General features: G+C 56.8%; 24 protein-coding genes, 2 tRNA genes and 1 pseudogene. 12 read left to right on the top strand and 15 right to left on the bottom strand.

All coding sequences use genetic code 11. The annotated features are described in order from the left end of the window. Positions 1-18: 18 nt before the first annotated feature. Complete coding sequence (locus tag VKV18_RS03705; RefSeq protein WP_324202879.1) at positions 19-1,797, bottom strand: acyl-CoA dehydrogenase family protein; 1,779 nt, start codon at positions 1,795-1,797, stop codon at positions 19-21. A gap of 111 nt (positions 1,798-1,908) precedes the next feature. Here VKV18_RS03705 and trpB point away from each other — a divergent pair, with 111 nt between their 5' ends. Beyond that, positions 1,909-3,129, top strand: a complete 1,221-nt coding sequence (gene trpB / locus VKV18_RS03700) for a tryptophan synthase subunit beta (protein WP_324202878.1) — start codon at positions 1,909-1,911, stop codon at positions 3,127-3,129. Beyond that, positions 3,126-3,929, top strand: a complete 804-nt coding sequence (gene trpA / locus VKV18_RS03695) for a tryptophan synthase subunit alpha (protein ID WP_324202877.1) — start codon at positions 3,126-3,128, stop codon at positions 3,927-3,929. The genes trpB and trpA overlap by 4 nt, the downstream gene beginning before the upstream one ends. A 264-nt stretch (positions 3,930-4,193) precedes the next feature. Here trpA and VKV18_RS03690 read toward each other — a convergent pair whose 3' ends face one another. The 4 genes from VKV18_RS03690 to VKV18_RS03675 all read right to left on the bottom strand — a co-directional run bounded on the left by VKV18_RS03690 (position 4,194) and on the right by VKV18_RS03675 (position 8,934). Then, a complete protein-coding gene (locus tag VKV18_RS03690) occupies positions 4,194-5,642 on the bottom strand; it encodes a hypothetical protein (protein WP_324202876.1) in 1,449 nt (482 codons plus the stop codon). A 70-nt stretch (positions 5,643-5,712) separates the two neighbouring features. After that, positions 5,713-5,865: a hypothetical protein gene (locus VKV18_RS03685; RefSeq protein WP_324202875.1), complete on the bottom strand. Its 153-nt coding sequence runs from the start codon at positions 5,863-5,865 to the stop codon at positions 5,713-5,715. A 253-nt stretch (positions 5,866-6,118) separates the two neighbouring features. Next, positions 6,119-7,960: a glutamine--fructose-6-phosphate transaminase (isomerizing) gene (gene glmS / locus VKV18_RS03680; RefSeq protein WP_324202874.1), complete on the bottom strand. Its 1,842-nt coding sequence runs from the start codon at positions 7,958-7,960 to the stop codon at positions 6,119-6,121. Between the two features lie 8 nt (positions 7,961-7,968). Then, on the bottom strand, positions 7,969-8,934 hold the full coding sequence (locus VKV18_RS03675; protein ID WP_324202873.1) for a DeoR/GlpR family DNA-binding transcription regulator: 966 nt from the start codon (positions 8,932-8,934) through the stop codon (positions 7,969-7,971). A 306-nt stretch (positions 8,935-9,240) separates the two neighbouring features. On the opposite strand from VKV18_RS03675, the gene VKV18_RS03670 reads away from it, so the two are divergent. Then, positions 9,241-9,996 (top strand): ThuA domain-containing protein, encoded by a 756-nt coding sequence (locus VKV18_RS03670; RefSeq protein ID WP_324202872.1) that lies wholly within the window; start codon positions 9,241-9,243, stop codon positions 9,994-9,996. A gap of 71 nt (positions 9,997-10,067) precedes the next feature. Here VKV18_RS03670 and VKV18_RS03665 read toward each other — a convergent pair whose 3' ends face one another. From VKV18_RS03665 to rplJ, 6 genes are all read right to left on the bottom strand, one after another. Further along, positions 10,068-11,852, bottom strand: a complete 1,785-nt coding sequence (locus VKV18_RS03665; RefSeq protein WP_324202871.1) for a CRTAC1 family protein — start codon at positions 11,850-11,852, stop codon at positions 10,068-10,070. Continuing rightward, positions 11,849-13,105 carry a tetratricopeptide repeat protein gene (locus tag VKV18_RS03660; RefSeq protein WP_324202870.1) on the bottom strand — a complete coding sequence of 419 codons (1,257 nt, stop codon included), beginning with the start codon at positions 13,103-13,105 and terminating at the stop codon, positions 11,849-11,851. Before VKV18_RS03660 ends, VKV18_RS03665 begins: the two co-directional genes overlap by 4 nt. Positions 13,106-13,200: 95 nt before the next feature. Continuing rightward, a complete protein-coding gene (locus VKV18_RS03655) occupies positions 13,201-13,902 on the bottom strand; it encodes a DUF1559 domain-containing protein (RefSeq protein WP_324202869.1) in 702 nt (233 codons plus the stop codon). 30 nt (positions 13,903-13,932) lie between these two features. Beyond that, positions 13,933-14,265 (bottom strand): hypothetical protein, encoded by a 333-nt coding sequence (locus VKV18_RS03650; RefSeq protein WP_324202868.1) that lies wholly within the window; start codon positions 14,263-14,265, stop codon positions 13,933-13,935. A gap of 345 nt (positions 14,266-14,610) precedes the next feature. Beyond that, positions 14,611-15,018 (bottom strand): 50S ribosomal protein L7/L12, encoded by a 408-nt coding sequence (gene rplL, locus VKV18_RS03645; RefSeq protein ID WP_324202867.1) that lies wholly within the window; start codon positions 15,016-15,018, stop codon positions 14,611-14,613. A gap of 42 nt (positions 15,019-15,060) precedes the next feature. Then, positions 15,061-15,588, bottom strand: a complete 528-nt coding sequence (gene rplJ / locus VKV18_RS03640; RefSeq protein WP_324202866.1) for a 50S ribosomal protein L10 — start codon at positions 15,586-15,588, stop codon at positions 15,061-15,063. Positions 15,589-15,985: 397 nt separating this feature from the next. Between rplJ and VKV18_RS03635 the strand changes: the two genes are divergently transcribed. The 7 genes from VKV18_RS03635 to VKV18_RS03605 all read left to right on the top strand — a co-directional run bounded on the left by VKV18_RS03635 (position 15,986) and on the right by VKV18_RS03605 (position 21,152). Then, positions 15,986-17,071 (top strand): glycoside hydrolase family 172 protein, encoded by a 1,086-nt coding sequence (locus VKV18_RS03635; RefSeq protein ID WP_324202865.1) that lies wholly within the window; start codon positions 15,986-15,988, stop codon positions 17,069-17,071. 87 nt (positions 17,072-17,158) lie between these two features. Next, complete coding sequence (locus VKV18_RS03630) at positions 17,159-18,856, top strand: hypothetical protein (RefSeq protein ID WP_324202864.1); 1,698 nt, start codon at positions 17,159-17,161, stop codon at positions 18,854-18,856. Between the two features lie 21 nt (positions 18,857-18,877). Then, on the top strand, positions 18,878-19,672 hold the full coding sequence (locus VKV18_RS03625; RefSeq protein ID WP_324202863.1) for a hypothetical protein: 795 nt from the start codon (positions 18,878-18,880) through the stop codon (positions 19,670-19,672). Positions 19,673-20,075: 403 nt separating this feature from the next. Next, the gene (locus VKV18_RS03620; protein ID WP_324202888.1) at positions 20,076-20,357 is read left to right on the top strand and encodes a zinc ribbon domain-containing protein; all 282 of its coding nucleotides are present in this window, start codon (positions 20,076-20,078) and stop codon (positions 20,355-20,357) included. A 136-nt stretch (positions 20,358-20,493) separates the two neighbouring features. Then, positions 20,494-20,565: transfer RNA gene (locus VKV18_RS03615), tRNA-Gly, on the top strand. Positions 20,566-20,598: 33 nt separating this feature from the next. After that, positions 20,599-20,671, top strand: a tRNA-Cys gene (locus VKV18_RS03610). 148 nt (positions 20,672-20,819) lie between these two features. Further along, positions 20,820-21,152, top strand: coding sequence for a 2Fe-2S iron-sulfur cluster-binding protein (locus tag VKV18_RS03605; RefSeq protein WP_324202862.1), 333 nt, complete (start codon positions 20,820-20,822; stop codon positions 21,150-21,152). On the opposite strand, the gene VKV18_RS03600 is transcribed toward VKV18_RS03605, so the two are convergent. Beyond that, complete coding sequence (locus VKV18_RS03600) at positions 21,149-21,589, bottom strand: ribonuclease HI family protein (RefSeq protein WP_324202861.1); 441 nt, start codon at positions 21,587-21,589, stop codon at positions 21,149-21,151. The genes VKV18_RS03605 and VKV18_RS03600 overlap by 4 nt on opposite strands. Before the next feature lie 10 nt (positions 21,590-21,599). Continuing rightward, a complete protein-coding gene (locus VKV18_RS03595; RefSeq protein WP_324202860.1) occupies positions 21,600-22,316 on the bottom strand; it encodes a zinc ribbon domain-containing protein in 717 nt (238 codons plus the stop codon). A 118-nt stretch (positions 22,317-22,434) separates the two neighbouring features. Here VKV18_RS03595 and VKV18_RS03590 point away from each other — a divergent pair, with 118 nt between their 5' ends. After that, positions 22,435-23,376, top strand: a complete 942-nt coding sequence (locus VKV18_RS03590) for a polysaccharide deacetylase family protein (protein ID WP_324202859.1) — start codon at positions 22,435-22,437, stop codon at positions 23,374-23,376. A 72-nt stretch (positions 23,377-23,448) separates the two neighbouring features. Further along, positions 23,449-23,811 (top strand): hypothetical protein, encoded by a 363-nt coding sequence (locus VKV18_RS03585; RefSeq protein WP_324202858.1) that lies wholly within the window; start codon positions 23,449-23,451, stop codon positions 23,809-23,811. A 70-nt stretch (positions 23,812-23,881) separates the two neighbouring features. Here the strand turns inward: VKV18_RS03585 and VKV18_RS03580 are convergent, their stop codons facing one another. Together VKV18_RS03580 and VKV18_RS03575 are read right to left on the bottom strand one after the other, a co-directional pair. Further along, the gene (locus VKV18_RS03580; protein WP_324202857.1) at positions 23,882-24,268 is read right to left on the bottom strand and encodes a transposase; all 387 of its coding nucleotides are present in this window, start codon (positions 24,266-24,268) and stop codon (positions 23,882-23,884) included. Further along, positions 24,174-24,565: pseudogene (locus tag VKV18_RS03575) on the bottom strand (hypothetical protein); the annotation flags it as partial. The gene VKV18_RS03580 and the pseudogene VKV18_RS03575, both read right to left, overlap by 95 nt.

The following is a 24,565-nucleotide window of genomic DNA, read 5'->3' as shown; positions in this document are numbered from 1 at the left end:
GTGCGACCCGCCAAGCCGCTACACGTTCGGATAGCCATCCGCCTCTAAAACCACCTCCGCCAACCGACGCCTCAATTGCATAGGGTTCCACGCATTTAAGCGCAGGGCCTCCATCGCTTTTTCAAGAGACCTATTTGCCGACATCGGCATCCCAATTCCCAAGCTGGCCACCGCATAGTTTGCCGCCCGATAGGCCGTATCGGCATAGGCGATGGCAGCGACTTGTGCGGAGAGAAGCAACGGCTCTGCAGAGCGGTCTGTTAGCTTAAGGCAGCGCAAACACCGCAAGTACAGGCTCTCCAAGCCATAGGCCGCACCGATCACATCGGCAATGGCGGCGACGATCTCTTGGGCTTCACGCCAAGGCTCCTCTCTTTGCGTAAGCTCGCGCAAAAGCAGCAGGGCGCTTCGTTTTGCCCCATCGGCCGCATCGGCAATCGTCGCCAGCGCGTCCTTGCCTTCGGCCGGGGCCACGAGCGGTCGGTTCGCACTCTCCGCTTCGGCCATCGCCTGCCATAGCGGCAGAATTCCCGTCTGGCCTCTGCGCATCAACTGCGTTACGACGGCGATTCTCAACAGCTCGTTGGCGCCTTCCCCAATGCGCAGCAGACGCTGATCGCGCCAAGCACGCGCAAACGGCAGCTCCTCGGTATAGCCATAGCCACCGTGCAGTTGAATGGCCTCATCGGCGAGATAGCTGTAAACCTCCGACCCGATCACCTTCACCGCACAACACTCCAAAGCAAACTCCTCTGCCGCCGCACGATAACGCGTGGGAGCCTCCTCCGAATCGGGCACAATGCCGCTGAAAGCCTCTTCCAGATCGCCTGCCAAGCGATAGACCATGCTCTCCAGGGCGAAGATGTGGGCAGCCATCTCGGCCAACTTATGGCGAATTAGCCCGTAATCGCCGATGGGGCGACCGAAGGTCTTGCGCTGTTTGGCGTAGCTTGCGCACAATGCCAAAATCTGCTTCAAACCGCCCACCGCCCCCGCCTCAAGGCGAAAGCGCCCCATGTTGAGGGCACAGAAGGCCGCATGATGCCCCATGCCATCGGCAAAAACGTTCTCTCTCGGAACCTTTACTTCCTCGAAAACGACACGGCGTGTGGAGGTGCCATGCATGCCTAGCTTGTGCTCTTCGCGCCCTAAAGAAAGCCCCTCGCTGTTTCGCTGTACAAGCAACGCGGTGAACTCCTTCTCACCCGTGCGGGCGAACACGGTAAACAGATCGGCGATTCCGGCATTGGTGATCCACATTTTCTCGCCGCTGAGAATGAAGTGGCGTCCATCCGACGAAGGGGTCGCCCGTGTTTGCATTCCTAGCACGTCGGAGCCAGAGCGCGCCTCGCTGAGGGCAAAACCGGCGATCCATTCTCCGCTGGCTATCTTGGGTAAATAGCGACTTTTCTGTTCATGATTGCCGAAGTAAAGAAGAGGTAGCGCACCTAGAACGGTTTGCACCTCGTGGGTCAACGCAAAGGACTGCTGAAAGTTAAGCTTCTCCGCAATGAGAGCTTCCACCATGTGAGAAAGGCCGAGACCGCCGTAGACCTCCGGCACATCGCCTGCAAGCAGGCCCAGCTCTCCGGCCTGGAGCATGAGCTGCCTCACCAAGGCGTGGTCGCCGCGTTCAATGGCCTCGGTATGGGGAAGCACCCGGTCGTGAAGGAACTGTTCTGCCGTCTTGCCGATGAGACGGTCTTCTGCGGTAAACATTTCGGGAACGAATATCTCCTCTGGAAGGGTGGCCTCCAGAAGAAAAGCGCCCCCTCGCTTGTGGGTGGTGCGCGTCATAACCTAATGCTCCTTTTGAGAGTCTCTACTCTCTTTATACCTATCGGCAAAAGGTTTCTACGCCATTAGCCTGGAGGTATAATTAAGCACTGTACTTGAGGAGAATCTTTGATGTCCATGCCGAATGTGCGTGCGCCTCTCGCCTCGTTGCCCGATGAGCAGGGGCATTTTGGCCCTTTTGGAGGGCGGTTTGTGCCGGAAACCCTTATCCCCGCGCTCGATGAACTTGTAGCCGAGTATCAAAAGGCAAAAGCCGACCCCAGCTTCCAAAAAGAGCTAGACACCTATCTGCGTGACTTTGTGGGACGCCCCACACCGCTCTATTTTGCGGAACGGCTTTCGGAGCACTACGGGGCCCGCATCTACCTAAAGCGTGAAGACCTTTGCCACACCGGCGCCCACAAGATCAACAACACATTAGGCCAAATTCTTTTGGCGCGCCGCATGCGCAAGCCCCGCATTATCGCAGAGACGGGAGCCGGCCAGCATGGGGTGGCCACGGCCACGGTCTGCGCCCGCTTCGGCCTTGAGTGTGAGGTCTACATGGGCGAAGAGGATGTGCGGCGCCAGGAACTGAACGTCTTTCGCATGCGACTGCTAGGCGCCAAAGTAACGCCGGTCTCCAGCGGCACCGGCACGCTGAAGGATGCCACCAACGAGGCCATTCGAGATTGGGTTACTAACGTACGCACGACGCACTACATTATCGGCTCGGTGGTAGGCCCCCATCCCTACCCGATGTTGGTGCGCGATTTTCAATCGGTTATTGGATGGGAGACGCGCAGCCAGATTCTGGAAAAAGAGGGGCGTCTGCCCGACATTCTGCTGGCCTGTGTGGGAGGTGGCTCCAACTCGATAGGGCTGTTCTATCCCTTCCTTAACGACAGCGAAGTGCGGCTCATTGGGGTAGAGGCCGCCGGCGAGGGCATTGAAACAGGGCGCCATTGCGCCACCCTCACGGCCGGCACCCCGGGCGTTTTCCAAGGCTCCGCCAGCTATCTCATACAAAACGAGGATGGGCAGGTGGCCCCCTCGCATTCGATCTCGGCCGGCCTGGACTATCCAGGCGTAGGGCCGGAACACTCCTACCTGAAAGAGACGGGGCGCGCCGAATATGTCGCGGTTACGGACGAGGAAGCCATCCGCGCCGTGCAACAACTTGCCCAACAGGAGGGCATTATCGCCGCCCTCGAAACGGCTCACGCCTTCGCCTACCTCGAAACCCTCGCTAGAAACCAACAGCTAACCAAAGAGACGATTGTCGTCATCAACTGCTCGGGGCGCGGAGACAAGGACATGAATACCATTGCAAGAGTTTTAGAGTTACAATGAGCCGAATAGCCCAACGTTTCGCCGATCTGCAGGTACACAACGAGAAAGCGCTGGTTGGTTTTGTTACGATAGGCGACCCTACTCCTGAACAGACCGTGCCTCTCGTGGTAACCCTTGCCGAGGCCGGTGTGGATATCGTGGAGCTGGGCATCCCTTTTAGCGACCCGCTTGCCGATGGCCCTTCCATCCAGGCCTCCTCTCAACGCGCCCTCCAAAACGGCATAACCGTGGCCAAATCGCTCGATATCCTTCACCAAATTCGTGCTAAATGCCCCAATCTGCCCCTTATTGTGATGACCTACTACAACCCCATCCTGCGCTACGGCCTTGCGCGCTATGCCGCAGATGCAAAGCAGGCCGGAGTAGACGGGCATATCGTCACCGACCTCACGCCCGAAGAGGCAGGGACGTGGAAACGCCTCTCCGACGAGCATCGGCTCGACACCATCTTTCTGTTAGCCCCCACCAGCACCGAGGCGCGCATTCAAAGCGCCACAAAGCTCTGCAGTGGGTTCGTCTACTGCGTTTCCCGCACCGGAGTTACAGGGGCCAGACGAGATGTGCCTCAGGAGCTAACGGCGGTGGTAACGCGCATCCGACACCACACGAATCTGCCTATTTGCGTGGGTTTTGGTGTTTCACAGCCCGAACATGTGCGCTCCATCTGCCACTTTGCGGACGGCGTGGTGGTGGGCAGCGCTTTAGTTGACCTTATTCACGCACACCGCAACGCGCCCTCGCTGCTTTCCGAAGTCTATCGCTTCGCCCACGCCCTAAAAACCGCCACCCGCAGCACATAAAGGACGGGATAGGAGGCACACAAGGCCGACAATACCGCATACCGCACCTTTCCCTCAATGGGTTGCCCCACCAGCCCCACTCCTCGCTCTCAGAACTGGTGGGAATGGAAACTTAAGATTTCTCGCCTTCGGCTCGAAATGACAGGTGTGGTATCGGCTCGAAATGACAGGTGTGGTATCGGCTCGAAATGACAGTTGTTCATCTCGCCTCCAGCTCGAAATGACACTCGTATCGCAGGCTCTGCAAGCCCCATCCCTACCCCCTCAAGGCCGACGCTCTTCTCCCTCATGGTTTTCGCCCTCCGCCTCCGTGCTAGCCCTCAACAAGAACGCATCCACTTCTCCGGAGGTCGTCGTCGGACGTAGGAGGCTCTCTGCGGTAAAGGCTCCAGGCCGTAGAAGCACCGAGCGTTCATGGGCCTGCTCGATGGCCTCGATACAGAGCCGGGCAAGCTGCGCGATCGGCTCTTGGAATCCAACGGCAGATTTTCCGGCGAGCAGTCGGTTCAATGTGGGCAGGTCACTTCGGTTGACGTAGGGGGCAAAACCGGCGAGAAGTTGCAGAACAAAGTCCCTATCGGCGCTTCGCAACAGAAGTTTATCTATAGCCTCATGCGCACGCCGATCTAACTCAATCGAATCGGTATGTTGTTTCTCCTCAAGCAGCCGTAGGAGCAGTTTCTGGCAGATGGCCTCTTGATGTTTTGACCACAATCTAGGCAAAATGTCATTGTAGAACAATTTCGGCAGGATGTCCCCGTAGTGTTGGAACCATCTGCTACGGCGACGGAGGCAGCTTAACAAGGTATCGGCAAGCGGATAGATGGCCGGCTGAACCTCTATGTTTCTATACATAGAGCCAAACCAGGGTAGATGTCCGGGGAAATTTTCAGCGAAATAGGCTCCGGGCAGCGTGTAACCAACAAATATCATAAGTCCAATAAAAAGGGCTAGAGCGTTTGCCACGGTTCCTGGAGGCGGGGGAAGTCCGTTGGCAGAGTAATCTACTTGATTAAACTGCCACACCACAAGGCTCATACCCACTAAACCTCCAAGCAGAGGGCCAACGAAGCGTGACAGGTTCCGTAAGCGCTGACGCTGTTGAAAAGCCTCCTCCGCCTTTTTAAGTATCTCCCCTATCGCTTTACGGTGCGACGCTTTGCGGGCAACCAGCGCCTTTATTTCGTCGAAGTGTGGTATGGTAGAGGGCACATAAACCCAACCGCGGGGAAACACCAGCAGCAAGTAGTGAATTGGAGAGGGTGATTTAGAATCGGTATATTCCACAACCTCTATTAACTCCGACCATGAAAAGTGGAGCGTGCGGAAGGCGCGCTTGCAAACGATCTGTTCCTCATCCACCAACAGCTCCCCTTGATGCTGATAGATGATATCTTGAACCCGCGCTATGCCCCAAAAGAGGAGGTAGCCCAACACCAAACCGGCGATGACAAGACCACCAAGACTAAGCCAGTCGGGAAATTCTAAACCTTGTGAAGAGGACATATGCCACTGAGCGTAAGCATACATCCATATCCAAGCCCCCAGCGTCACCCCAAGTCCAACCCACCAATTTAGTGCCAGGCCTTTTCGATAGGATCGCAGATCGCAGCGAAAGGAGAGCTTTTTGGCTTCTTGCCTCTCACACTTTTCTGCCGAAGGCGCCCGCCGTTTTTGAGCTTGGTCATCATGTCGCTTTAATTTGAGGAACATGACATTTACCCTCCGTTCAGCTTAGGGTGGCTCTCCATCGCTTTCGATCAGCTATTAAATAGTACCGCACTTATCGTATAGGCCGAAGCTGCACCGTATGTGATTGTTCGGGATTTGGGCTAAAGGGATAAGAATAAAGGTAGTAGTGGGCAGTTACCTCGTAGTTCCAGCCTTTTGCCAGGGTTACCGTGGCCTTACCGTTCTGGTCGAAGCGAATGGGCATTTAGGTAAATCTATGGGCGGGAGGCGGGGAACTACAAATGTTTGAAAAGCAAGGCACCTTTTATAACTTTGCTCCCTGCGGGGTGCAGCCGTGGGCATGATCACACGGGCCACCAGCATTGAGGAGGCTTCGGTGTCAGTACAACGGGATATCGGCGAGGTCAAGCCTGCTGCCGATAGAACAATAGAGAGGCCTTAACGTTCAAAAGGCGAGGGGGCAGGCACCCCTCGCCTCCACATCGAGCCTACCCCCTTTATTCAACGGTAACGCTCTTGGCCAGGTTACGGGGCTGGTCTATATCACAGCCGCGCTCGCGTGCGATGTAATAGGCCAACAGTTGCAACGGGGCGATGGCAAGAATCGGCATCAGGCAGTCCGGTGCCGAAGGCAGAACGATGCGCTCGTCAGCCCCATCGGAAACGGCGCCCTCCGGCTCGACAACCACCACGGTGCCCTGCCGTGCCTTCACCTCCTTCAAGTTGCTCTCCATCTTTTCACGGGTAAGGCTCTGAGTCGAGATGCCGATGACGGCAACTCCCGGCTCGATCAGCGCTAAAGGCCCGTGCTTCATCTCACCGGCCGGATAGGCCTCGGCATGAAGATAGGATATCTCCTTCAGCTTCAGCGCCGCCTCCAGCGCCGTGGCATAGTCTAACCCACGCCCCAGATAGAAGAAAGATTTGCTGCCAACAAGCTTACGGGCCAACGCCTTGATGGCCTCCTCCTGTTGCAAGCAGCGCTCCAGCAGATGCGGCATCTCCGGCAAGGCGCCCACGAGCGCTTGCAGATGGGGTGGTAGACCATTCGGAGCCTCAAGCTGAGCCAAAAACAGCCCCAGCAGCGCCAACACCACCAGTTGCGCGAGGTAAGCTTTGGTGGAGGCCACGCCGATCTCCGGGCCTGCTTGGGTGAGGATCACCGCGTCCGCCTCACGTGCCAAGGTGCTGCCAATAACGTTCACGATGGCCAACGTGGTGGCCCCGCGCGCCTTCGCCTCGCGCATCGCGGCCAGCGTATCGGCGGTCTCGCCCGACTGCGAGATCAGAATCACCAGCGTGTCGGGGCTAACGATGGGGTCGGAATAGCGAAACTCACTAGCCACCGAAACCTCGACGGGGCGACGCAGCCACTGCTCCAGCCACCGTTTCCCCACCGCACCGGCATGGTAAGCCGTGCCGCACCCCACAATCGCGATTCGTTCAAACCGCTGCAGGTCTTGAGGCGCAAGCGCAAGCCCCGGAAAGGCGATCCGTGCCTCTTTAGCGAGTCGTCCTCTTAAAGTGTCTTGCACCGTGCGAGGGCCTTCATGAATCTCCTTCAACATGAAATGGGCATAGCCGCCCTTTTCCGCCGCCTGGTCGTCCCAATCCACATGAAGAACGGCACGCTCTTGCACGACGCCGTGCCTATCGGTGATGATCACCTCTTGGGGGGTAACCACGGCAAAATCGCCGTCTTCCAACGGCACCATATGGCGGGTATGGCGCAGCAGCGCCGTCATATCGGAGGCGATGAGCTTCTCCTCGTGACCTAAGCCGATGACGAGCGGTGAATCTTGCCGGGCTACATAGAGCGCTTGGGGTGTGTCGGTGCAGATCACCGCAACAGCGTAGGAGCCTCTGACGCGGCTCAGCGCGGTTCGGATGGCGCGTGCTATCTCTTTTTGAGAGGCTGTGGTGGAGGGCAAGTTGGCCTCGATAAGGTGGGCAAGCGTTTCGGTATCGGTCTCCGATGTGAACGTATGACCTTGTGCAAGCAGCTGCTGCCGCAGCTCCACATAGTTTTCGATAATCCCGTTATGTACCACGGCAAGTCGCCTTTTGCAATCGGTATGGGGGTGGGCATTGGTCTCGCAGGGTCTCCCATGAGTGGCCCAACGCGTATGCGCGATGGCCGCCGATGCCTGTGCTGGCACCTGAGACAACAGCTTTTCGAGGTTCACAATGCGCCCCTCTGCCCTCACCACCTCAAGCCCCTGGGAGGAGAGATAGGCGATGCCTGCCGAGTCGTAGCCGCGATATTCCAGACGTTTCAGATTGCTTAGCGCCGTGGAAACAGCCTCTCGGGCGCCGATATAACCGGTGATTCCACACATGGAATTTTCTACTCCTTACCTTTCAATTTTTCTAACGTTTTGCGCCTTGAGCCGTTGCGACGGCCCCTACGCTCCTGAGCACTATATTCCACTTCCAACGGAGTTTCTGTAGGCTCCGCTTCCACAGGCGGCGCCACGATATACTGGAATTGGGTACCGCATTCTGCGAGGCGTTCGGCCAGCTTCTTTAGCTCTTCGGCTTGCTCCGGCGTTACGGCATCGGTGAAGAGGCGCACAACCTTGCCGTGCAGCACGGTTCCTCCAAAGCTCCAAGGATGTCGGCGTCCCAGCTTATGGCTGTCGGCGGCGATCAGAATCTCGGGCACGCCTTGCAGCAACTGTTTAAGAAATGCGGCCTCCTCGGCGCGATGCGAGAAGAGATCAAGCCCGCCCAACGGCGCCGCCGGCCCGAAAAGCACGCCGCTTGCGCCCACGATGGCGATGCCGGGCTGGAAGGTGCTACGAAACTCTGGGGCATGAAAAGCGCAGTCGTCCGGATCGTAAATCTCGCCAAGCACCCCAGTGGCCACGCCCGCCGCCACCAGTTCCAGCAACGAGGGCACGCTGTTGGTGAAAACGATGAGATTATGCGGTGGCCGTCCCTCCACCACAGCGCGTCGAATTTCGCAGGCCACGGCATAGGTGGTGCTGCCGGCGGTGAGCGCAATGGCCATCTCGTCGGGCAGGGAACGAACAATGGCACGCGCGATGGCCTGTTTTGCCTCGAGGTTGCGATCGAGTTGATCGGTAAAGTAGCCGGGGCTGTAGGGGGAGCGCGCTACCATGACGCGCCCGCGGCGCACCTCTAACCCTCGAACTCGACTCAACAGCTGCTGTAGATAGTCCAAATCTCTGCGAATCGTGCGCGAGTCGCAACGCATAAGCGCTGCCAGGTCTTCAAGGTGGAGGTGTTCGTCACTCTCCTCTAAAACCTTTAGTAGGCGCATTCTTCGCGCATCCGCGTTTTCGGCCATGATGGTTCTCTCCTTTGAAGCTCCCTTCGTGGGGATATTTAGACATATTATAACATGAAAGTGACGAAAAATCAAGTGTTTTCGACATAATCTCTTTTCTTAAGGACATATCGAGTAGCTCCTTGATGCCTCAACAGGCTTTTCTCTCGCCTCTATTCCCTATTTAGACTCCAATTCTTGCAAATGGGCGTTGCGCCCGAGTTGTGTTTTTCGCGGAAACTGTCAAAAGCCGGTCAAGATTCGTGTATACTTCTTATTTGTGAAAAGCGCCAAAGGAGAGCGGCGCCCTTGGAGGAGTATGGATAGATGAATAGTTCAACACCACTGCGTGTAATGGTTTGGGACGAAAATCCCCCTCATGCCCCTAAAAAGGTGTACCCCAACAGCATTAATGGAGCCATTGTGGAGGCGCTCAATGAACTTGGGGAAGGAAGCATCCTCGCGTTTCCATCCAACCTCGACGGTCCAGAGCAGGGCTGTAGCGAACAGGCCCTTCAGGAGACCGACGTGCTGATATGGTGGGGCCACGCCCGTCATCGCGAGGTTACCGACGACACCATGATGCGCATCTACGACCACGTGCACCAACGGGGAATGGGCTTCATTGCCTTGCATTCGGCTCACTACTCGAAGCCCTTCCAAGCCGTTCTCGCCTGCCCCGGCCACCTAAAAGGCGGCTGGCGCGAGGCCGACCCACCTGATACCGAAGAGATTCGGGTCTGCGCCCCCAAACACCCCATCGCTCAAGGAGTAGACGATTTTGTGTTGCCCCAGGAAGAGATGTACGGCGCTCCCTTCGACGTGCCGCCCCCACTTTGCGTGGTCTTCCAATCCTACTTTCCTCTTGGGGGCGAGTACTTTCCCTCCGGCCTCTGTTGGACGGTTGGGGTTGGCAAAAAGGAAGGCTTCACCTCCGGTCGCGGCGGTGGGGAGAACGAGGGCGAAGGGGCCGGCCGCGTGTTCTATTTCCGACCTGGCCACGAAACCTTCCCCACCTATTTCCATCCCATCGTGCGCCGGATCATCTATAATGCGGTGCTTTGGTGTGGGCGTCGCGTCTAGCCACACGGCCTCAAACGGCCAGGGGCGGCGGTATCGCCGCCCCTTTTGCATCTCGAAACCCTGCTCTTCCGCTATCGCCGATAAACTCGCGGGTCTAAACGCGGCCTCTCTCCCTCTCTAATCCAATAGAAGGCGTTGGCCTTCAGAGGCCCAAAAGTTTGACGCCCTCCTCGTGGCCAGTGAACCTCCACTCCCTCCACCTCCACCGCATCGGCCAGCCCAAAGTTGAGGCGCGTGTCGCTGTGCGATACGTAGCTCCCGCCTCCGTGCACCCAGCGGGTTTGGGCGCCGTAGCGCGTGTGTACAACCAGCTTTGCGCCAACGGCGTCCCGGTTGCAGTGCACCCCCTCTAAGCGAAAAGTGATCCAGTTGTTCTGGTTGCCTCCATCGTTGCGAAAGAGTTGCAGAGGGCCGTTCTGAGCCACCATCACCACATCGGGGTCGCCATCGTTGTCGTAATCTCCCACGGCAAGGCCTCGAGTGACCCTTGGTTTGGCAAGATCGCCCAACGAGCGAAGGTCTTCTGAAAACTGCCCCCCTCCTCCATTATGAAAAAGCTGCTGGCTCTGCGCGTAGCTCGCGCCAGCCCCTAAAATCTCAATATGGTCGAGCACATGGCCGTTACCCACGACGATATCGAGATGGCCGTCCAGATCGTAGTCTAAGCTCTCTAGGCCGAACCCAAGAAATTGTAGGTTGGTGCCCATCATGCCCGAGCGATAGGTGCTGTCCTCAAACAGCCCATCACCCATGTTGTGATAGACCGATTTTGGCTCGCCCGAAAAGTTGACCACGATGAGGCTATCGTGGCCATCGTCGAAGAAGTCGCCGGCGGCGATGCCCATGCCCGAAAGCGCCTGTCCATCCGGCCCCACGGCAACGCCCGCCTGCAGCGCTTTATTGCTGAAGGTGCCGTTGCGATTGTTATGGAACAAAAAGTTAGGCATGGTATCGTTGGTTACAAACAGATCGAGCCAGCCGTCTTCGTCATAGTCAAACCAAAGGGCACCCATCGCCTTCCCTAACGCTTTTTGAATGCCCGACTTCGAGGTGACGTCGGTAAAGGTGCCGTCGCCGTTATTGTGAAAAAGCCGGCAGAAGTTGGGGCTATAGACTTGTGGCCGACAATACGAGGGTTCGCCACGCAAGGGGCAGGGGCGATCAAGCGCCAGAGACCAATGGGCGTAGTGACACACAAAGAGATCGAGGTAGCCGTCGTTATCGTAATCACCCCAAGCGCTCGATAGCGGCCAAGGCAGCTCCGGCCCGGCGGTATCGGCCAAACCGGCGCGTGCGGTGACGTCGGTAAAGGTGCCGTTACCGTTGTTGTGAAATAGGCGATTGCCACCGTATGCCGTGATGTAGATGTCGGGCCAACCGTCGTTATCGTAATCGGCCACCGAAACCCCCTGTCCATAGCCTGTATAGGCGTCGAGGCCCGAACCGGCAGTTACATCGCTGAAGGTGCCGTCTCCATTGTTTCGGTAGAGCGCGTTGCGCGTAGGAAAGGCCACTTTGGAAGCTGGAGCCCCCGGCACAGGCCCTCCTTGTACGGCGAAAATATCGAGCAGGCCGTCGTTATTGTAGTCGAGAAAGGCCACGCCGCCGCCTGTCGACTCGATGAAGTAATGGTGCCCTGTGGCTCCATTGCTGAAATACCAGTGCAGGCCGGCAGCCGCAGTCACATCGGTAAAACGCAGGGGATGAGCGGTAAGCATGGGGGCATTTTCGATCTGCTGCGGTTTATATATGGTTGAGATAGGAAAAACGGGAATTGCGGGGTCGTGACGACGACACCCCGAAGCGGCTAAGCCGCCACCTAGCAGCATCAATAGAAGTTCTCGACGGGTTATCATAGCTCTGCAGGGTTTACCAAAGGAACATAGTTTGGATCGGCCAACCTTTTCGCCAGTTTCGTCAAATGATGACGCTTACAGTAATCTACCAGTGCTGCGCGGGTGCGCTTGTTGGTGGGGTCTTGTTCCACCATTAGCTCATAATATTCCAGCGCCTTGGCATAATCTCCGAGCAGTTCCTCCGTATGGGCAAGGCGCAAGCCAGAGTCCACATCGTGCGGGTTGAACTGCATCTGATGGATCAACTGATCCACATCGTTCCGCCATTGCAGCACTTTTTGGTATTGCTGAGCTACAGCGCGCTCGTGTTGGCGGTCTCCCAGCAGGCGATAGCATTCCAACAGACCGTTCAGGATGCCGTTATCGTTGGGAGCAATAGAGCTGCCGGCCAGATAGAATTTGAGGGCTTTTTTCGGAAACCCGGCCTCCGTAAGCAGACGTCCGAGAAGGGTATAAGGACGCACATCGTTGGGCATGCCTTTACCCGCCAAGATCGCGTAGGCCATGGCTTTTCTTAAATTAAAGGGTGTATGCGGCTTATGTTCATAAAGTACGCCCATTAGATAGCAGGCATTCGGGTCGTTTGGGTGCTGTTTAAGGTAGGGGATGAGGTCTTTTTCGGCCTGATCGAGCTGGAGGTCGTCCATTTCGTTTGCCACCATCGCAATAAGGAACCGTGGGTCTTTTTTCAGATGGTAGGCCTGTCTGAGCGCCCAAATAGCCTTTTCTCGATTATGCAGTTCGGCCTCGATCATGCCATAGCCTCCCACCGCCTCCGGGTTGTTGGGCAGCAGTTCCATCGCCCTTTTGGCAGCGGCCTCGGCGATGTCCATACGGCCCTCTTGGTGGGCTGCTCGGGCGAGTTCCAGCTGCAATTCGCCATCATTGGGGTTTAGATCGGCAGCCTTCTTAAGATAGTAGGTCGCTTGAGGGTAGCGAAAAATCTCGCCATACAGCAGTCCTAACTGTTCATAGCATCCGTAAAAGCGGGGGTCACGCTTCACCCCTTGCAGCCAGAGCCGTTCCGCCACAAAGGGCTTATTAGAGGCCATCGCTTTCATACCGGCCACATAGTAGCGCATTCCCGGACGGTGCCATTGCACCCAGAACCATACAAGATAGCCTAAGGCCAAAGCGCCTCCAACAAGGCACAGGGAGAAGAGCAGGCTTTTCAAGCGTCTTGTTTTTAGGGCGTGCAAAAGTGGCATTTGCCGATGGGGGCGGTGCATCGTCTGTTTCATGGTCTCAAGCAAGCCAACCGTTCATTCCATGCCACAAAAGACAGCTAGGAGAGAAGGGCATTCCCTTCCCTCCTAAGCTGCCAACAGCCGCGAGCCTCCTGCTAGGATCAGTGCGTTGGTGCATTCGTGCCGGCGAACTGCGATGGCGCCCAATCCTTCATCGGGGCGAACTTCGCATGGCCGTCCACAAACACCAGGTTACGCTGCCCACCCGGCGGCACGGCGATGTCGAAGACCTGGCTATCGTAGCCCAGTTCATCAAACATCATGGCCTTCGAGGTCGGTTCCTGGATGGCGGCCATCGAAACACCACGGCGCACGGAAGCACCACAACCGTTCCACTGTGCGATGGTGATGCCCAAAGAAGCGTTTTGGCCGGTATTCGAAGTCTGATCTAGCAGCGTCCGGAGGTCCCAGTAGTAATTGTCGTACCACGAATCGAACATGGTGCCGTAGCTGGTGTAGGGCCAGGACTTGGTTCCGTTGGTCGCCCAAGAGGCATCATTCGGGCAGATGTACATCTGCTTATTCTTGATGTAGGGGTAGATCTGCATGGCGTTTCCGCAGGCCGCATTGGGGTCGGTGGTGGTATCTGGGGCGTGCCAGTTGTCGCCATCTGGGAACTCCTCGTCCCAGTCTTGCACATACATCAGGGCGGCCAAACCGAGCTGTTTTAAGTTGCTAAGGCAGGCGGTGCGACGCGCCATGAGTCGCGCCTTAGCGAACACGGGAAAGAGGATCGCTGCCAATATCGCGATAATGGCTATCACCACAAGCAGCTCAATGAGGGTAAAACCTGTTTTTTTCATAAGCAGTCTCCTTCGGTCTTAGTGTAGATTTTAGGGATTAGAGCCAGTTGGTGGGGCCCCACCCGTTGATGGGGGGCTACCGGGGGAACCGGCGTGCATGGCTCGGTACATGTTCATCATACGCTCGGCAGCACTGCTGCTGGCAGGTGCGGGAGCGGTTTGGATGGGCACACCCGGAGGGGGTTGTCCTCCCGGCCCCATAGCGCGCGGGTTATGCCCTTGCCGATAGGCCTCCATCAGCTTGGCTGCGGCGCCTTTAACCGGCTGAGGTCGATTCATCCAGTAGTATCCCAGCCCAACCACGATGGCGAGCAGAACAAGGATACAGACGATAGCCACCGGCGTGCTGATCGATCGGTTCATTGGGAACAGCCTCCTTAGATAAGGTTTGGAAGGAGATTGCGGCACCGGCTTGCTCTATTCCTTCCTACCTACACATATTATAACACCAAACCTTTGGTATGTCAAGTCGAGAATATAATTTGCGAAGACGTAGCCCTTGCTCTATAAACTGTAGGTTTTTTGTGTTCTTTTTCTACCTAAAAATGGGCGATTATCAAGTCGCTTGTCCTCAATTTGGTCGGGCGATAACGAAGAATAATAAAGCCTTGCCGGCATACTTTATTCCTGAAGGTAAACCGATGGTATGGCAAGAAAAAACTTCCACCCTCCGCCAAGAAGGGTGGAAGTTCCTTTGCAATAGCCCGCCTAGGCGGCCGGCTTGATCTCGATCTTGGCGCCTTCGGCCTCGAACTTGGCCTGCAACGCCTTCGCCTCGTCCTGATTCACGCCCTCTTTGATCTTGGCCGGGGCCGACTCCACGAGGTCCTTGGCCTCTTTCAACCCAAGGCTGGTAACTTCGCGTACTACCTTGATAACCGCGATCTTTTTATCGGCCGGGTAGGAGGCGAGAATCACGTCGAAGCTGGTAGGAGCCTCTTCGGCAGCGGCAGCCCCTCCATCGGCCGCAGCGGCCGCTGGAGCTACAGCGACCCCCATCACCGGAGCGGCCGCGGAGACCCCGAAAATCTCCTGTAGCTCTTTGGAAAGCTCCGACAACTCCAAAACCGACATGTTCTTAATCGCTTCGATAATCTCCTCTTTGGTAACAGCCATCTCTCTTTTCTCCTCTCTTAGGCAGTTCCTCTGCTGGTTTTCTTAGGCCGCCGCCTTCTTGTCGGCTATGGCCTGAACGGTTCGCACAAACTCACCGATGATGTTGTTGAGCGTGCCCACAAAGTTCGACACAGGCGCGTTCAACGAGCCGATGAGCTGTGCCACGATCTGCTCTTTGGGCGGTAGCTTCGCGATCTCGGCCACCTGATCGGCAGAATAGACCTTGCCGTCTATCCAACCGGCTTTAATTTGCACTCCGGGGCGGCGGAGTTCACGAAAGAAGTCGGAGGCCGCCTTTGTGGTGGCCACCAAATCCTTTGTGGCAAAGACGACGGCCGTTGGCCCTTGCAGCAGCTGCTCGAGCTTCTGGCTCTGCTCTGGGCCCAACGCTATTTTGAAGAGGGTGTTCTTCACCACATGGTATTCGCCGCCCGAATCGCGCAGTTTTTTGCGCAAACTGGTGATCTCGGCGACCGTCAGCCCCCGATACTCCGTGAGGATCGCGCCGGTGCTTCGCTCGATAAGCGCCCGCAACTCCTCTACCTTTTGTACTTTCTCTGGATTCGGCATAACGTTTCCTCTGCAACCTTTCTATGGGCTGCGTTGTTCCCGCCTGCTGCAAAAGAGCTGGCCAGACGCAAAAAGCCCGGCCTTCCACTTGCACACGCAAGAGAAGTGCCGGGCGCCTTAACGCGAGAAACTCGCGGAAGCGTTCCTAAATTCACTCCTGGCTTCTCCTCGGCAGGCTCTCGTAAAGAGACTTAGGTTCCATAAGGAACACCTGCTGTCTGCGGCAAGCGAAGGAACTCACGTTTTCAGGGGCATTGTGGCACGAAAGCATCCTCCCTGTCAATGGGTAAGTTTATGGTCACCTATCAGGAGAAAGATACCTCTCCAAGCCTCTGCAGGAAATGAGATGCCTTTCAACGAAATAGAAGTTGAAATTTTCCCAAAATGAGAGGTAACTATGGAACCTTTTTGGGGACCTGCGCTCCATAACATCTTTCTGCTGTCTCACGCCAAAACGCGCTCGATAAGCGCGGAAAACCCCACCGGAGAAAAAGGCAAGGGTGGCATGGCCACAGAAGGAGCCGGCGCACGCGCCGCACGGGACTTGGGGCAAGGCTGGAAAGTCTCACCCTGCATCACCCTTCCGGCGCGGACAACCGTAACCCTTGCCGAAATTCAAGGACCCGGTACCATCCAACATATTTGGAACACGGTGCACCCGGACTGGTGGCGTCGCCTCGTTTTTCGCGCCTACTGGGATGACGAACCAACCCCCTCCATCGAAACACCACTTGGCGACTTCTTTTGCAACGGCTGGTGCCGACGCTGCAATGTGAACTCGCTTCCTATCGCCGTTAACCCCGCCGGAGGCTTCAACTCCTATTGGCCGATGCCGTTTCGCCAATCGGCCCGAATCACCATCGAAAACCTATGGGATGAAGACTGCCATGGCTACTACTACCAGATTACTTACGCCCTCACAGAGGTTCCGGAAGACGCGGGTTACCTTCATGCCCAGTTTCGCCGATCAAACCCCCTTCCCTACAAGCAGGTTCATACCCTGCTCGACGGCGTTCAGGGACAAGGGCACTATGTGGGCACCTACCTGGCCTGGCAGGTCAACAACAACGGCTGGTGGGGTGAAGGCGAAATGAAGTTCTACCTCGACGGTGACGGCGACTTTGCTACCATTGTCGGAACGGGCACAGAGGACTATTTCGGCGGCGCTTGGAATTTCGAACATCCCCCTGGGCAGTACGGGGTCTACTCCACCCCCTTCCTCGGAATGCCCCAGGTGATCATGGCCGGAGAAGGGGGTATGTACCAGTCGCAGCAGCGTCACGGCATGTACCGATGGCATATTCCAGACCCTATTCGCTTTGAAAACGACATCCGTGTCACCATTCAAGCGCTTGGGTGGCGCAGTGGAGGCCGCTATCTCCCTCTACAAGACGATATCTCCTCCACCGTGTGGTGGTATCAACGAGAACCTCACGCCCCCTTCCCACCCCTACCCGACCGAGATGGTCTCGAAGTGATCTAAGCAATCGCGGGTGAGGGGCGATGACACCACAGGCTTACCCGTTCCGTATTCTCATACAAAGCAGTGGTGTTTTGAAAGGAGCAGGCCATGGTGCCGCAACAAAAACAGAGGGCGCTTGCTTTTGGGCTACTGTTGATTGGCTTACTTTCCACCATCAACGCCGTTTCTCAGCCCACCAACTTCTTACAAGACCCCCTCGCCCGCGCGCTTCAACGCCAAGATGTATTTGTAGGCCGTACCCGCCGCGCCGATGTAGATGCCCAAACGCTTGAGGAGGTCGTGCGTAGTGCCCCTCCCGATATGCCGGTTAAGATCGCCGTGCTCTCCCGCTTGCCCAATCAGGCCCGAGCGTTTGGCACACGGGATGCCTATACCCATGCGCTTCACGCTTGGTTGAAGCTAGGTCGCGGGCTGCTTGTTATCGAAACCAAACAAGGTATCTCCGCCAGCTCATCGGCTCTTTCAGGGACACAGATACAAAATGTGCTCCGGCAGTACCTCTCTGAGCTTCAAACCAACCCCACCCAAGGTCTGAAGGATGCGGTCGAAGCCCTCATCCAAACCGCGGAGCCGACCTCGACCGCCTCGTCGCAACCGACAGAAGCCTCGCCTGCACCGATATTTGGAGGAACCGCCATGCCTACGCCACAACCGCCATCTCTCGGCTTTCCGCTAGATGTTTTTGGCATTTTTGCCTTGCTGGTGATCTTCATGGTGATTGCAGCCCTGATCGCCTCGGCTACAAATCGAAATCGCATGAAGAGCGCCATCAAACAGCGCCTAGAACGGCTGCATCGCCAAATCGTCGAGAATATCTCCTATGCCGATAACTATCTCGACCTTCTCCCGGCCTCTTCTGCGGCTCAAGCCGCCAAAGAGGCGCGCCAGCGTGCCGCCGAGCTAGATGCGCAGGCGGTACAGCTTCTACGCACCTCGCCAAACCCGCAAGATTGGGGGCGCGCCGAAGCGCTTTTACAAGAGGCGCTGCAACAGGTTCAGCTCTGCAGACAACAGATTGACGCGGCAACGGGAGGCACGGGCGTGGCCATGGCCGTAGAGGGCACGGACTATCGGGTTACGCCGGCCAACGCCCCCTCCAAAGCCGCTCCCCTAGCGCCCCCAACGCCTCCCGATGAGATTCCACCCGACGAGAGAGCCGTCTGTTTCTTCTGCTCACGACCGGCTCGCCTCTCGGAGTTGACGCCCATTACCATCGCCATAGAGGGCAAGCGGCGTAAGGTACTTGCCTGCGCCGAGGATGTGCGCATCGTTCAACAGGGCGCCATTCCCCAAATTCGGACGGTATCGGTAGGGGGAAAAGCCATGCCTTGGTACACCGCGCCGCATTACGACCCCTATCGCGACTACTACGCCCCCACCGTCTCCTACGCTCCCGTCTACGCCTCAGACAATGGGTTCTTCGAGGGCTTCCTTCTGGGTTCGCTGCTCTCTCCACCCAACCCTATTCCCTATCCGGTATTTGTAGACCCCATAGAGGTCGCTCCACCGGCGCAGATGTTCGAGCCGATCTTTCCCGATACGCCCTTTACGGATTCGGGAACGCTGGATACCGGTGGCGTGGATTTCAGCGGCAACGACGGCACGGATATGGGCAGTATAGACACAGGCAGTGTAGATTTCGGAGCCAGCCCCGATGTTGGCTCCGACACCGGCGGTGTGGACTTCGACAACGATACGGGCGGTGTGGATTTCGGCAGCGATACCGGCGGCGCCGATTTCGGAGGAGATAGCGGTGGCTCGGACTTCGGTGGGAGCGACTTTTAACTTCCTCTAAGGAGCAAACCCATGCTTTGGCCTTTCTTTTCTACGTCGGTGGCACGACGACGCTTTTTGGGAGGGGGTTTTCTGGCCTCCCTTTTGCGTTTTCGGCAAAAAGAGAACAACCCGCCATCACCCCCTCCCCTGAGTGCGTCAGGCCCCCCGCTTCATGCGCACATGCAGCTCGGCAACCCGCCCATACAGCCGCTCGATACCATGATCCTTTTTGAACGTGGCGACAACAACAACGGCCGCGCCGAGACCCACGAAGTGCTCTCGCTAATCCACCAGGAAAAAGGAGCACGCTCCTACCCTTGGACGCTTTACGCCAGTTTGGAGACACACCACACGGAAGGGGATGCCTGCGTGGTCTGCTCACGCTTGCACAAATACGGGCCGGGATGGTCTACGGGGCTGCACTCCGAAGTGTTCACCCACTCTCGTGCTGTGGTCATAGGATGCAACATCGAAGTGAGCAACGACTATCAAGGGCCGGATGCCACCTTAGCGATCGGGCTGAATATTCAGGCCAAAGGCCCCCAAAAAGCCCAATATGGCATTCAGATTCACGATGGAGGTGGGGGTTTTGAGCGAGGCATTGGGCTAAATGGCTCTGGAGCCATCGGTTTAGACCTCGGAGGCAAATTCGATGTGGGTTTGCACGCCCACCAAAACCCCATTCGTCTAAGCGAGGGCACCTGTATTGAGCTGGAGGATACAGGCACGATTCGACTGAGGTACCTCAAAGGGCGCATCGAGTTTTTAAAGGGAGACCGCTGTTTCGCCCACATAGATGTGGATGGCCCAGACCATGCACTCTAGCGACCACCGGCGTCGGAATTTGTGAGGTTTAAGAACAGTATTTATAAGTTGCAGCGGGGCAACCCTGCCCCTCATGGGCAGTGAGGAGAGCCGCCTTCCCCTTCCTGTCGGAAAAAACTTCCGCAAAAACCCACAAAGTCCGCAGGTGGGTTCCGCTTCCGTGCAGGATAATGCAGTCACCTACTCGACGATCAAGATGCCTCCAGTGCCTCCCGCAACTAAGGCTCAACCTGTGAGGGTTCGTACAGCTCCTGTTCCTATCGCCAAGACGCTGAAAAGCCTCCTGGCCGTCCGGTCTTCAAGACCTTCCCAACCTTGAAGCAGAAACGCTAATCTCCAAGGCTTAGTGAGAACCAAACTGGCCAAGAGTTTCCCCGATGCGTCTGTGGGTGCATTTGTTCGGATGCTGGCCTACAAAGCGGCTTGGAACCACCGTCGCCTCGTTAAGGTAGACAGGTTCTTTCCTTCCTCTAAGACGTGTCACCGGTGTGGTCACCGTCAGCCTCTTGACCTTTCGGACAGACGGTGGAGGTGTGCAGGGTGTGGTAAGGAACATGACCGAGACCCCAATGCCGCCATCAATCTGCTGGTTGAAGGGCTGAGGATACTCGCCGCAGGAAGTGCGGAGAGTCTAAACGCCAAGGGAGGGAACGTGAGGCTGGCGAAAGTCAGCAGTTCCCGCTGAACTTGGAACTCCCACCCCTTGGGGGTGAGGAGACTTCACTATGTGGAAAAACCAGATTCGGCGTCTGTTCTTTGGCGTGCATGCCCTAAGCAACTTGACAGACGGCCTCGATTCGGCGTAAAATGAACATGGCTGTGCGGGAGTAGTTCAGTGGTAGAACGTCAGCTTCCCAAGCTGAATGTCGCGAGTTCGAGTCTCGTCTCCCGCTCTATGGCGTCGGTAGTCCGGCGTCCACATACGAGGGGCCGTACCCAAGTGGCTAAGGGAGCGGTCTGCAAAACCGCGATTCACCAGTTCGATTCTGGTCGGCCCCTTTCTCGTGTTTTTCACCTCATGAGCCTCCGCGTGGAAATATCCCACATCCATCGGCATCGCCTCTAAGCCCTCCGCTTCGTTTCAGCACTCGCACTCAAATTCAGGTATCCTACGACTGCATCATTTTCTACAAGGGAAGAGAAGGGAATGCCCCGTATTACCGTTATCGGAGACAATGAAAAAAGTTTCGAGGTTCCCAACGGCACAAAGTTGGTTTTGGCCTTAGAAGATAACGGCGTGCCCATGCTGCACCGTTGCGGCGGACAGGCACGCTGCACCACCTGCCGTGTGGAGATTGTGGAGGGCACGCCGCCCCCGATGGGGGAGAAGGAGCGGGCAGCGCTTATGAAAGAGCCTGGTCTCATCGAACGCTATCGGCTTTCGTGTCAGATTAGGGTAGAGAGCGACCTCACCGTGCGTATTCCGCCAAGGCCGCCACATCTTGAGGGCGTAAGCCCCGGCCCCCGCCCGCGCCCCTAAACCGCCTGCTCGTTGCAAGAAGACTGCGTTGCCGCTTGGCTAACCCCGATTTTAGAGAGCATGTCGGCCCGTTTGTTCTGCTCACGTGGCACCGATGTGAGCATGGCCTCCTTAAACTGCCCCATGAGCAATCGCGCCTGCTGGTAGAGCGGCCAAAGATGGGCGGTTTTTACCCGATAGGTGCCCTCGATCTGCCGCGCCATCAGCTCGCTATCGGTAAAGATGCGGATGCGCTCGCAACCCAGCGCCCGCGCCTCCTCAAGCGCCCGAATAAGCGCGTGGTATTCGGCCACATTGTTCGTCGTACATCCAAGAGGCTCGGCTATTTCGCGCAGTGTGTTGCCATCGCCATCTAACAGCACCACCCCTAAACCCGCCGGGCCGGGGTTGCCCTTCGCCGCCCCATCTACATATGCCGTACATACTTTATGAACCACCGATCTCTCCTTAATCCTCGGGCACATAGAGAATGCGCCCGCAGTTGTCGCAATAGACAAAGGTCTCATAGCGCCGCGCTCGGTCTACCGTGTTGGTCGGCAGCGTGAGGTGGCAGGCTGTGCAGATACCGTGGATAACGGCAGCCACCGCCACGCCCTCTTTCGTCTCCCTCAGACGCTCGTAGGTGCGTAAAAGGTTGGATGGCACCTTCGCCAGCGCCTCCTTACGCGCCTCCGCAAGCTCTTGCGACTCGGACTTCATTCGAGTGGCCGCCGTGTTGAAAGCATCTATTTTAGATTGCAGTTGTTTAGCTGCAATAGACAGCGACTGTCGGGCCTGTTTTTCTTCGGTTCGTCGCTGCTCCAAAGCCTCCATTAGCATCAGAACTTTCTCGTCGAGGCGCGATCTCTGCCGGCCCAAAGCCTCCACCTCGGCCTCCAAAGCTTGCAGTTCACGAGGAGAACGCACGGCACCGCTCTTCAGTCGCGCCTCCTCACGCGCCCGCTTGCTCTCGACCCCCTTTAACTCTAGCTCGGCGTCGCGCAGTTCGGTCTCCAACTTCTTGACGGTCTCCTGAAGTGTAGAAAATGCCGCCTTCGCCTCCTCATACGCTTTGCGTTCGGCCTCCCCACGGTCTAACCGAGCATACTCTCTACGCAGGTCGGCAATCGCGTTGTCAATCTCCTGTAGGCGATACAAGGCTTCCAATTCAGTTTGAATTCCCATGCTAGCTTGCTTTAATCCTCTCCAAAACTTGACCCATCTATCCTTACCTTATGATTCTTGCACAGATTCGACGCTGGAGGCATCGCATCCTGCAGCCCCTTCAAGATATAATGAAACCATGCCTTCCAACGTACCGAACCGATATGTGAACCGACCGTTTCTGCGCTGGCTCCTCGTGGGCGTTTTACTCATCGCAGGCGCCATGGGCGCCTTATGGTATAACGAACATCGCGCAATAAGCTGGAAAGATACGCTTGACCCGTTCTACTGGTGGCGGCGGTGGCATAACGAAGACCTCTACCTACCTCAGCAAGACCTGCTGCTTCACGGAAACCACCAATTGCCGGAGGTGGCCCTCACCTTTGACGACGGCCCCCATCCCCAAAGCCTGCCCTCCATTTTAGCTACTCTCCAACGTTTCCATGTACACGCCACCTTCTTCGACGTAGGGGAGAATATGGCGGCCTACCCAAACCTAGTGCGCGAGACGCTTGCGGAGGGCAACGAGATCGGCAACCACACGAGCACCCATCTACGTCTCCCACACCTTTCCCCCCTCGAACGGCATCACGAGATCAACGATGCCGACATTACCTTCTATCGTATCACCGGTCAACATCTCTATCTGTTGCGCCCACCGGGGATGGACTACAACGATCGGGTGCTTGCAGAGGCAAAACGGCTGGGCTATATCGTGGTGGGCTACACCGTCGGCGCCAAAGACTTCGTCACCGATGAGTCCGTATCTTTTATCGTGCATCGAACGCTTGACCGCCTAGAGAACGGCAGCATTCTCTTGTTACACGACTATCCAGATACGGCACGCGCCCTTCCTGCCATTCTGAAGGGCCTGGCCCAAAGAGGCTATCGTGTCGTTACCATTTCGGAGATGATCGCACACCTGCCGCTTAAGCCGCGCCTGGCGGCAGTTCAGTTTCTGCGACAACAGGGCGATCCCTATTTCGGCCCTGAGGTTGCCTCGTGTGGAACCGCTTCGGCGTCACAGAGTGTCGTAAAAGTACGTACTAAGAAGGAATACAAGGTTTCGCAGTCGAATTAAGCGGGCAATAGAACCGGCTAACGGAGAACCTATTTGGAGGGATAAACGTCTGTGCAAGTATGGGATGGAGACATGGCTGCCACACTTCATACAGGAGAACGAGCCGTGAAGTTGCAGACGCGCGGTAGCCTTGTGGGGCGCGTTTTAGGAGTGCTTGTGTTTCTGGGTGGCGTTGGGTTGCTCGGTTGGGTCTTTTATATTGCTTACGGGCTTTTCACGGCACCGGCTTCGGCAGCGCTTGACCTACGCTTCACCGGCAACCCCAAAACCGATCCTACTCTGGCTCTCATCGCAGCGCGTTTCGGATGGTTGCTGTTCCGTGTGGTTCTGCTTATGATTATGGCCTTCTCCGGATCGCTCATCACGCAAAAGGGGATTAACCTCTTCCTTTGTTCCGCTCATCACGGTGGCACAGAGACACCCCCCGATCGCTAGAGCGGTTTCAAAGTCAGGTGCAAAGGTTTGCGTTTTCAGCCCCCAGCTAGGTAGAGTCAGATACCCCTGGCTAAAGCATAGGGGCTTGCGCCTGGTTGAAAGCGTGACCCTCCAACCGACACAATAGGGCGTCTGAACTTTCGCCCCGTGCTTTAAGGTTTCTCGCCGCATTGAAGTCGGCATTCGCCTCAAAGCCACACTGCTGACATCGAAAGCTGCTCTGGCTCTTGCGATTGGCTTTGGCGCAGTATCCGCACACACAACAGGTGCGAGACGAGTGGCGCGGGTCAACCAACACAACGGGCACTCCTGCCGCCTCGGCTTTATAGGCGATGAATTGACGCAGTTGCCGGAACGCCCAGTTACCGAGTAGCCATCGCATTTCGCGAGAAACCGTTTCTGCTCTGTCCCGAAGGGTACGGAGGTCTTCCAGAGCGAGTGCCTTTCGCGATTGCACTACGGGTATAGTAGTTGCACAGGCGGAAGGTAACACAAACACGCCCTTGTGTGGTAGTCAGAGAGGCACAGCCGTCTTGAAGGCGCACCCAATACAAACGCGCATCATAGCGGACGGGGCAAAGGGCAGACTGAGGGCCGGAAACGGAGCGTCCCGGCTTCTTGCGCTCCTGTACCGACTTGAGGGCCTCCCCCGCCTTCCTTCTCGCCGCTACGACCAACTGGGCAGGCAGGTCAGGGTGCGCTTTCCGAAGGGGCTGGTAGGTCGCCTGGTGCAGTCGGGTTCCGTTGCGCTCGT

This window comes from Chthonomonas sp. (assembly GCF_035294505.1).
Taxonomy (GTDB): Bacteria; Armatimonadota; Chthonomonadetes; order Chthonomonadales; family Chthonomonadaceae; genus Chthonomonas.
The sequence above is the reverse complement of the archived record's forward strand: the minus strand, read 5'-3'. Positions and strand labels throughout refer to the sequence as shown.

What these genes read in the sequence shown, in the direction of transcription:
- glmS (WP_324202874.1), bottom strand. Translation starts at nt 7,960, where the DNA reads ATGTGTGGAATCACCGGTTATATCGGCGCCCGAGAGGCTGTTTCCACG.
- VKV18_RS03665 (WP_324202871.1), bottom strand. Translation starts at nt 11,852, where the DNA reads ATGATAACCCGTCGAGAACTTCTATTGATGCTGCTAGGTGGCGGCTTA.
- VKV18_RS03650 (WP_324202868.1), bottom strand. Translation starts at nt 14,265, where the DNA reads ATGAACCGATCGATCAGCACGCCGGTGGCTATCGTCTGTATCCTTGTT.
- VKV18_RS03625 (WP_324202863.1), top strand. Translation starts at nt 18,878, where the DNA reads ATGCTTTGGCCTTTCTTTTCTACGTCGGTGGCACGACGACGCTTTTTG.
- VKV18_RS03590 (WP_324202859.1), top strand. Translation starts at nt 22,435, where the DNA reads ATGCCTTCCAACGTACCGAACCGATATGTGAACCGACCGTTTCTGCGC.
- VKV18_RS03595 (WP_324202860.1), bottom strand. Translation starts at nt 22,316, where the DNA reads ATGGGAATTCAAACTGAATTGGAAGCCTTGTATCGCCTACAGGAGATT.
- VKV18_RS03670 (WP_324202872.1), top strand. Translation starts at nt 9,241, where the DNA reads ATGAATAGTTCAACACCACTGCGTGTAATGGTTTGGGACGAAAATCCC.
- VKV18_RS03585 (WP_324202858.1), top strand. Translation starts at nt 23,449, where the DNA reads ATGGCTGCCACACTTCATACAGGAGAACGAGCCGTGAAGTTGCAGACG.
- VKV18_RS03675 (WP_324202873.1), bottom strand. Translation starts at nt 8,934, where the DNA reads ATGGCCGAAAACGCGGATGCGCGAAGAATGCGCCTACTAAAGGTTTTA.
- VKV18_RS03705 (WP_324202879.1), bottom strand. Translation starts at nt 1,797, where the DNA reads ATGACGCGCACCACCCACAAGCGAGGGGGCGCTTTTCTTCTGGAGGCC.
- VKV18_RS03655 (WP_324202869.1), bottom strand. Translation starts at nt 13,902, where the DNA reads ATGAAAAAAACAGGTTTTACCCTCATTGAGCTGCTTGTGGTGATAGCC.
- rplJ (WP_324202866.1), bottom strand. Translation starts at nt 15,588, where the DNA reads ATGCCGAATCCAGAGAAAGTACAAAAGGTAGAGGAGTTGCGGGCGCTT.
- rplL (WP_324202867.1), bottom strand. Translation starts at nt 15,018, where the DNA reads ATGGCTGTTACCAAAGAGGAGATTATCGAAGCGATTAAGAACATGTCG.
- VKV18_RS03690 (WP_324202876.1), bottom strand. Translation starts at nt 5,642, where the DNA reads ATGTTCCTCAAATTAAAGCGACATGATGACCAAGCTCAAAAACGGCGG.
- VKV18_RS03605 (WP_324202862.1), top strand. Translation starts at nt 20,820, where the DNA reads ATGCCCCGTATTACCGTTATCGGAGACAATGAAAAAAGTTTCGAGGTT.
- VKV18_RS03685 (WP_324202875.1), bottom strand. Translation starts at nt 5,865, where the DNA reads ATGCCCATTCGCTTCGACCAGAACGGTAAGGCCACGGTAACCCTGGCA.
- trpA (WP_324202877.1), top strand. Translation starts at nt 3,126, where the DNA reads ATGAGCCGAATAGCCCAACGTTTCGCCGATCTGCAGGTACACAACGAG.
- trpB (WP_324202878.1), top strand. Translation starts at nt 1,909, where the DNA reads ATGTCCATGCCGAATGTGCGTGCGCCTCTCGCCTCGTTGCCCGATGAG.
- VKV18_RS03620 (WP_324202888.1), top strand. Translation starts at nt 20,076, where the DNA reads ATGCTGGCCTACAAAGCGGCTTGGAACCACCGTCGCCTCGTTAAGGTA.
- VKV18_RS03635 (WP_324202865.1), top strand. Translation starts at nt 15,986, where the DNA reads ATGGAACCTTTTTGGGGACCTGCGCTCCATAACATCTTTCTGCTGTCT.
- VKV18_RS03630 (WP_324202864.1), top strand. Translation starts at nt 17,159, where the DNA reads ATGGTGCCGCAACAAAAACAGAGGGCGCTTGCTTTTGGGCTACTGTTG.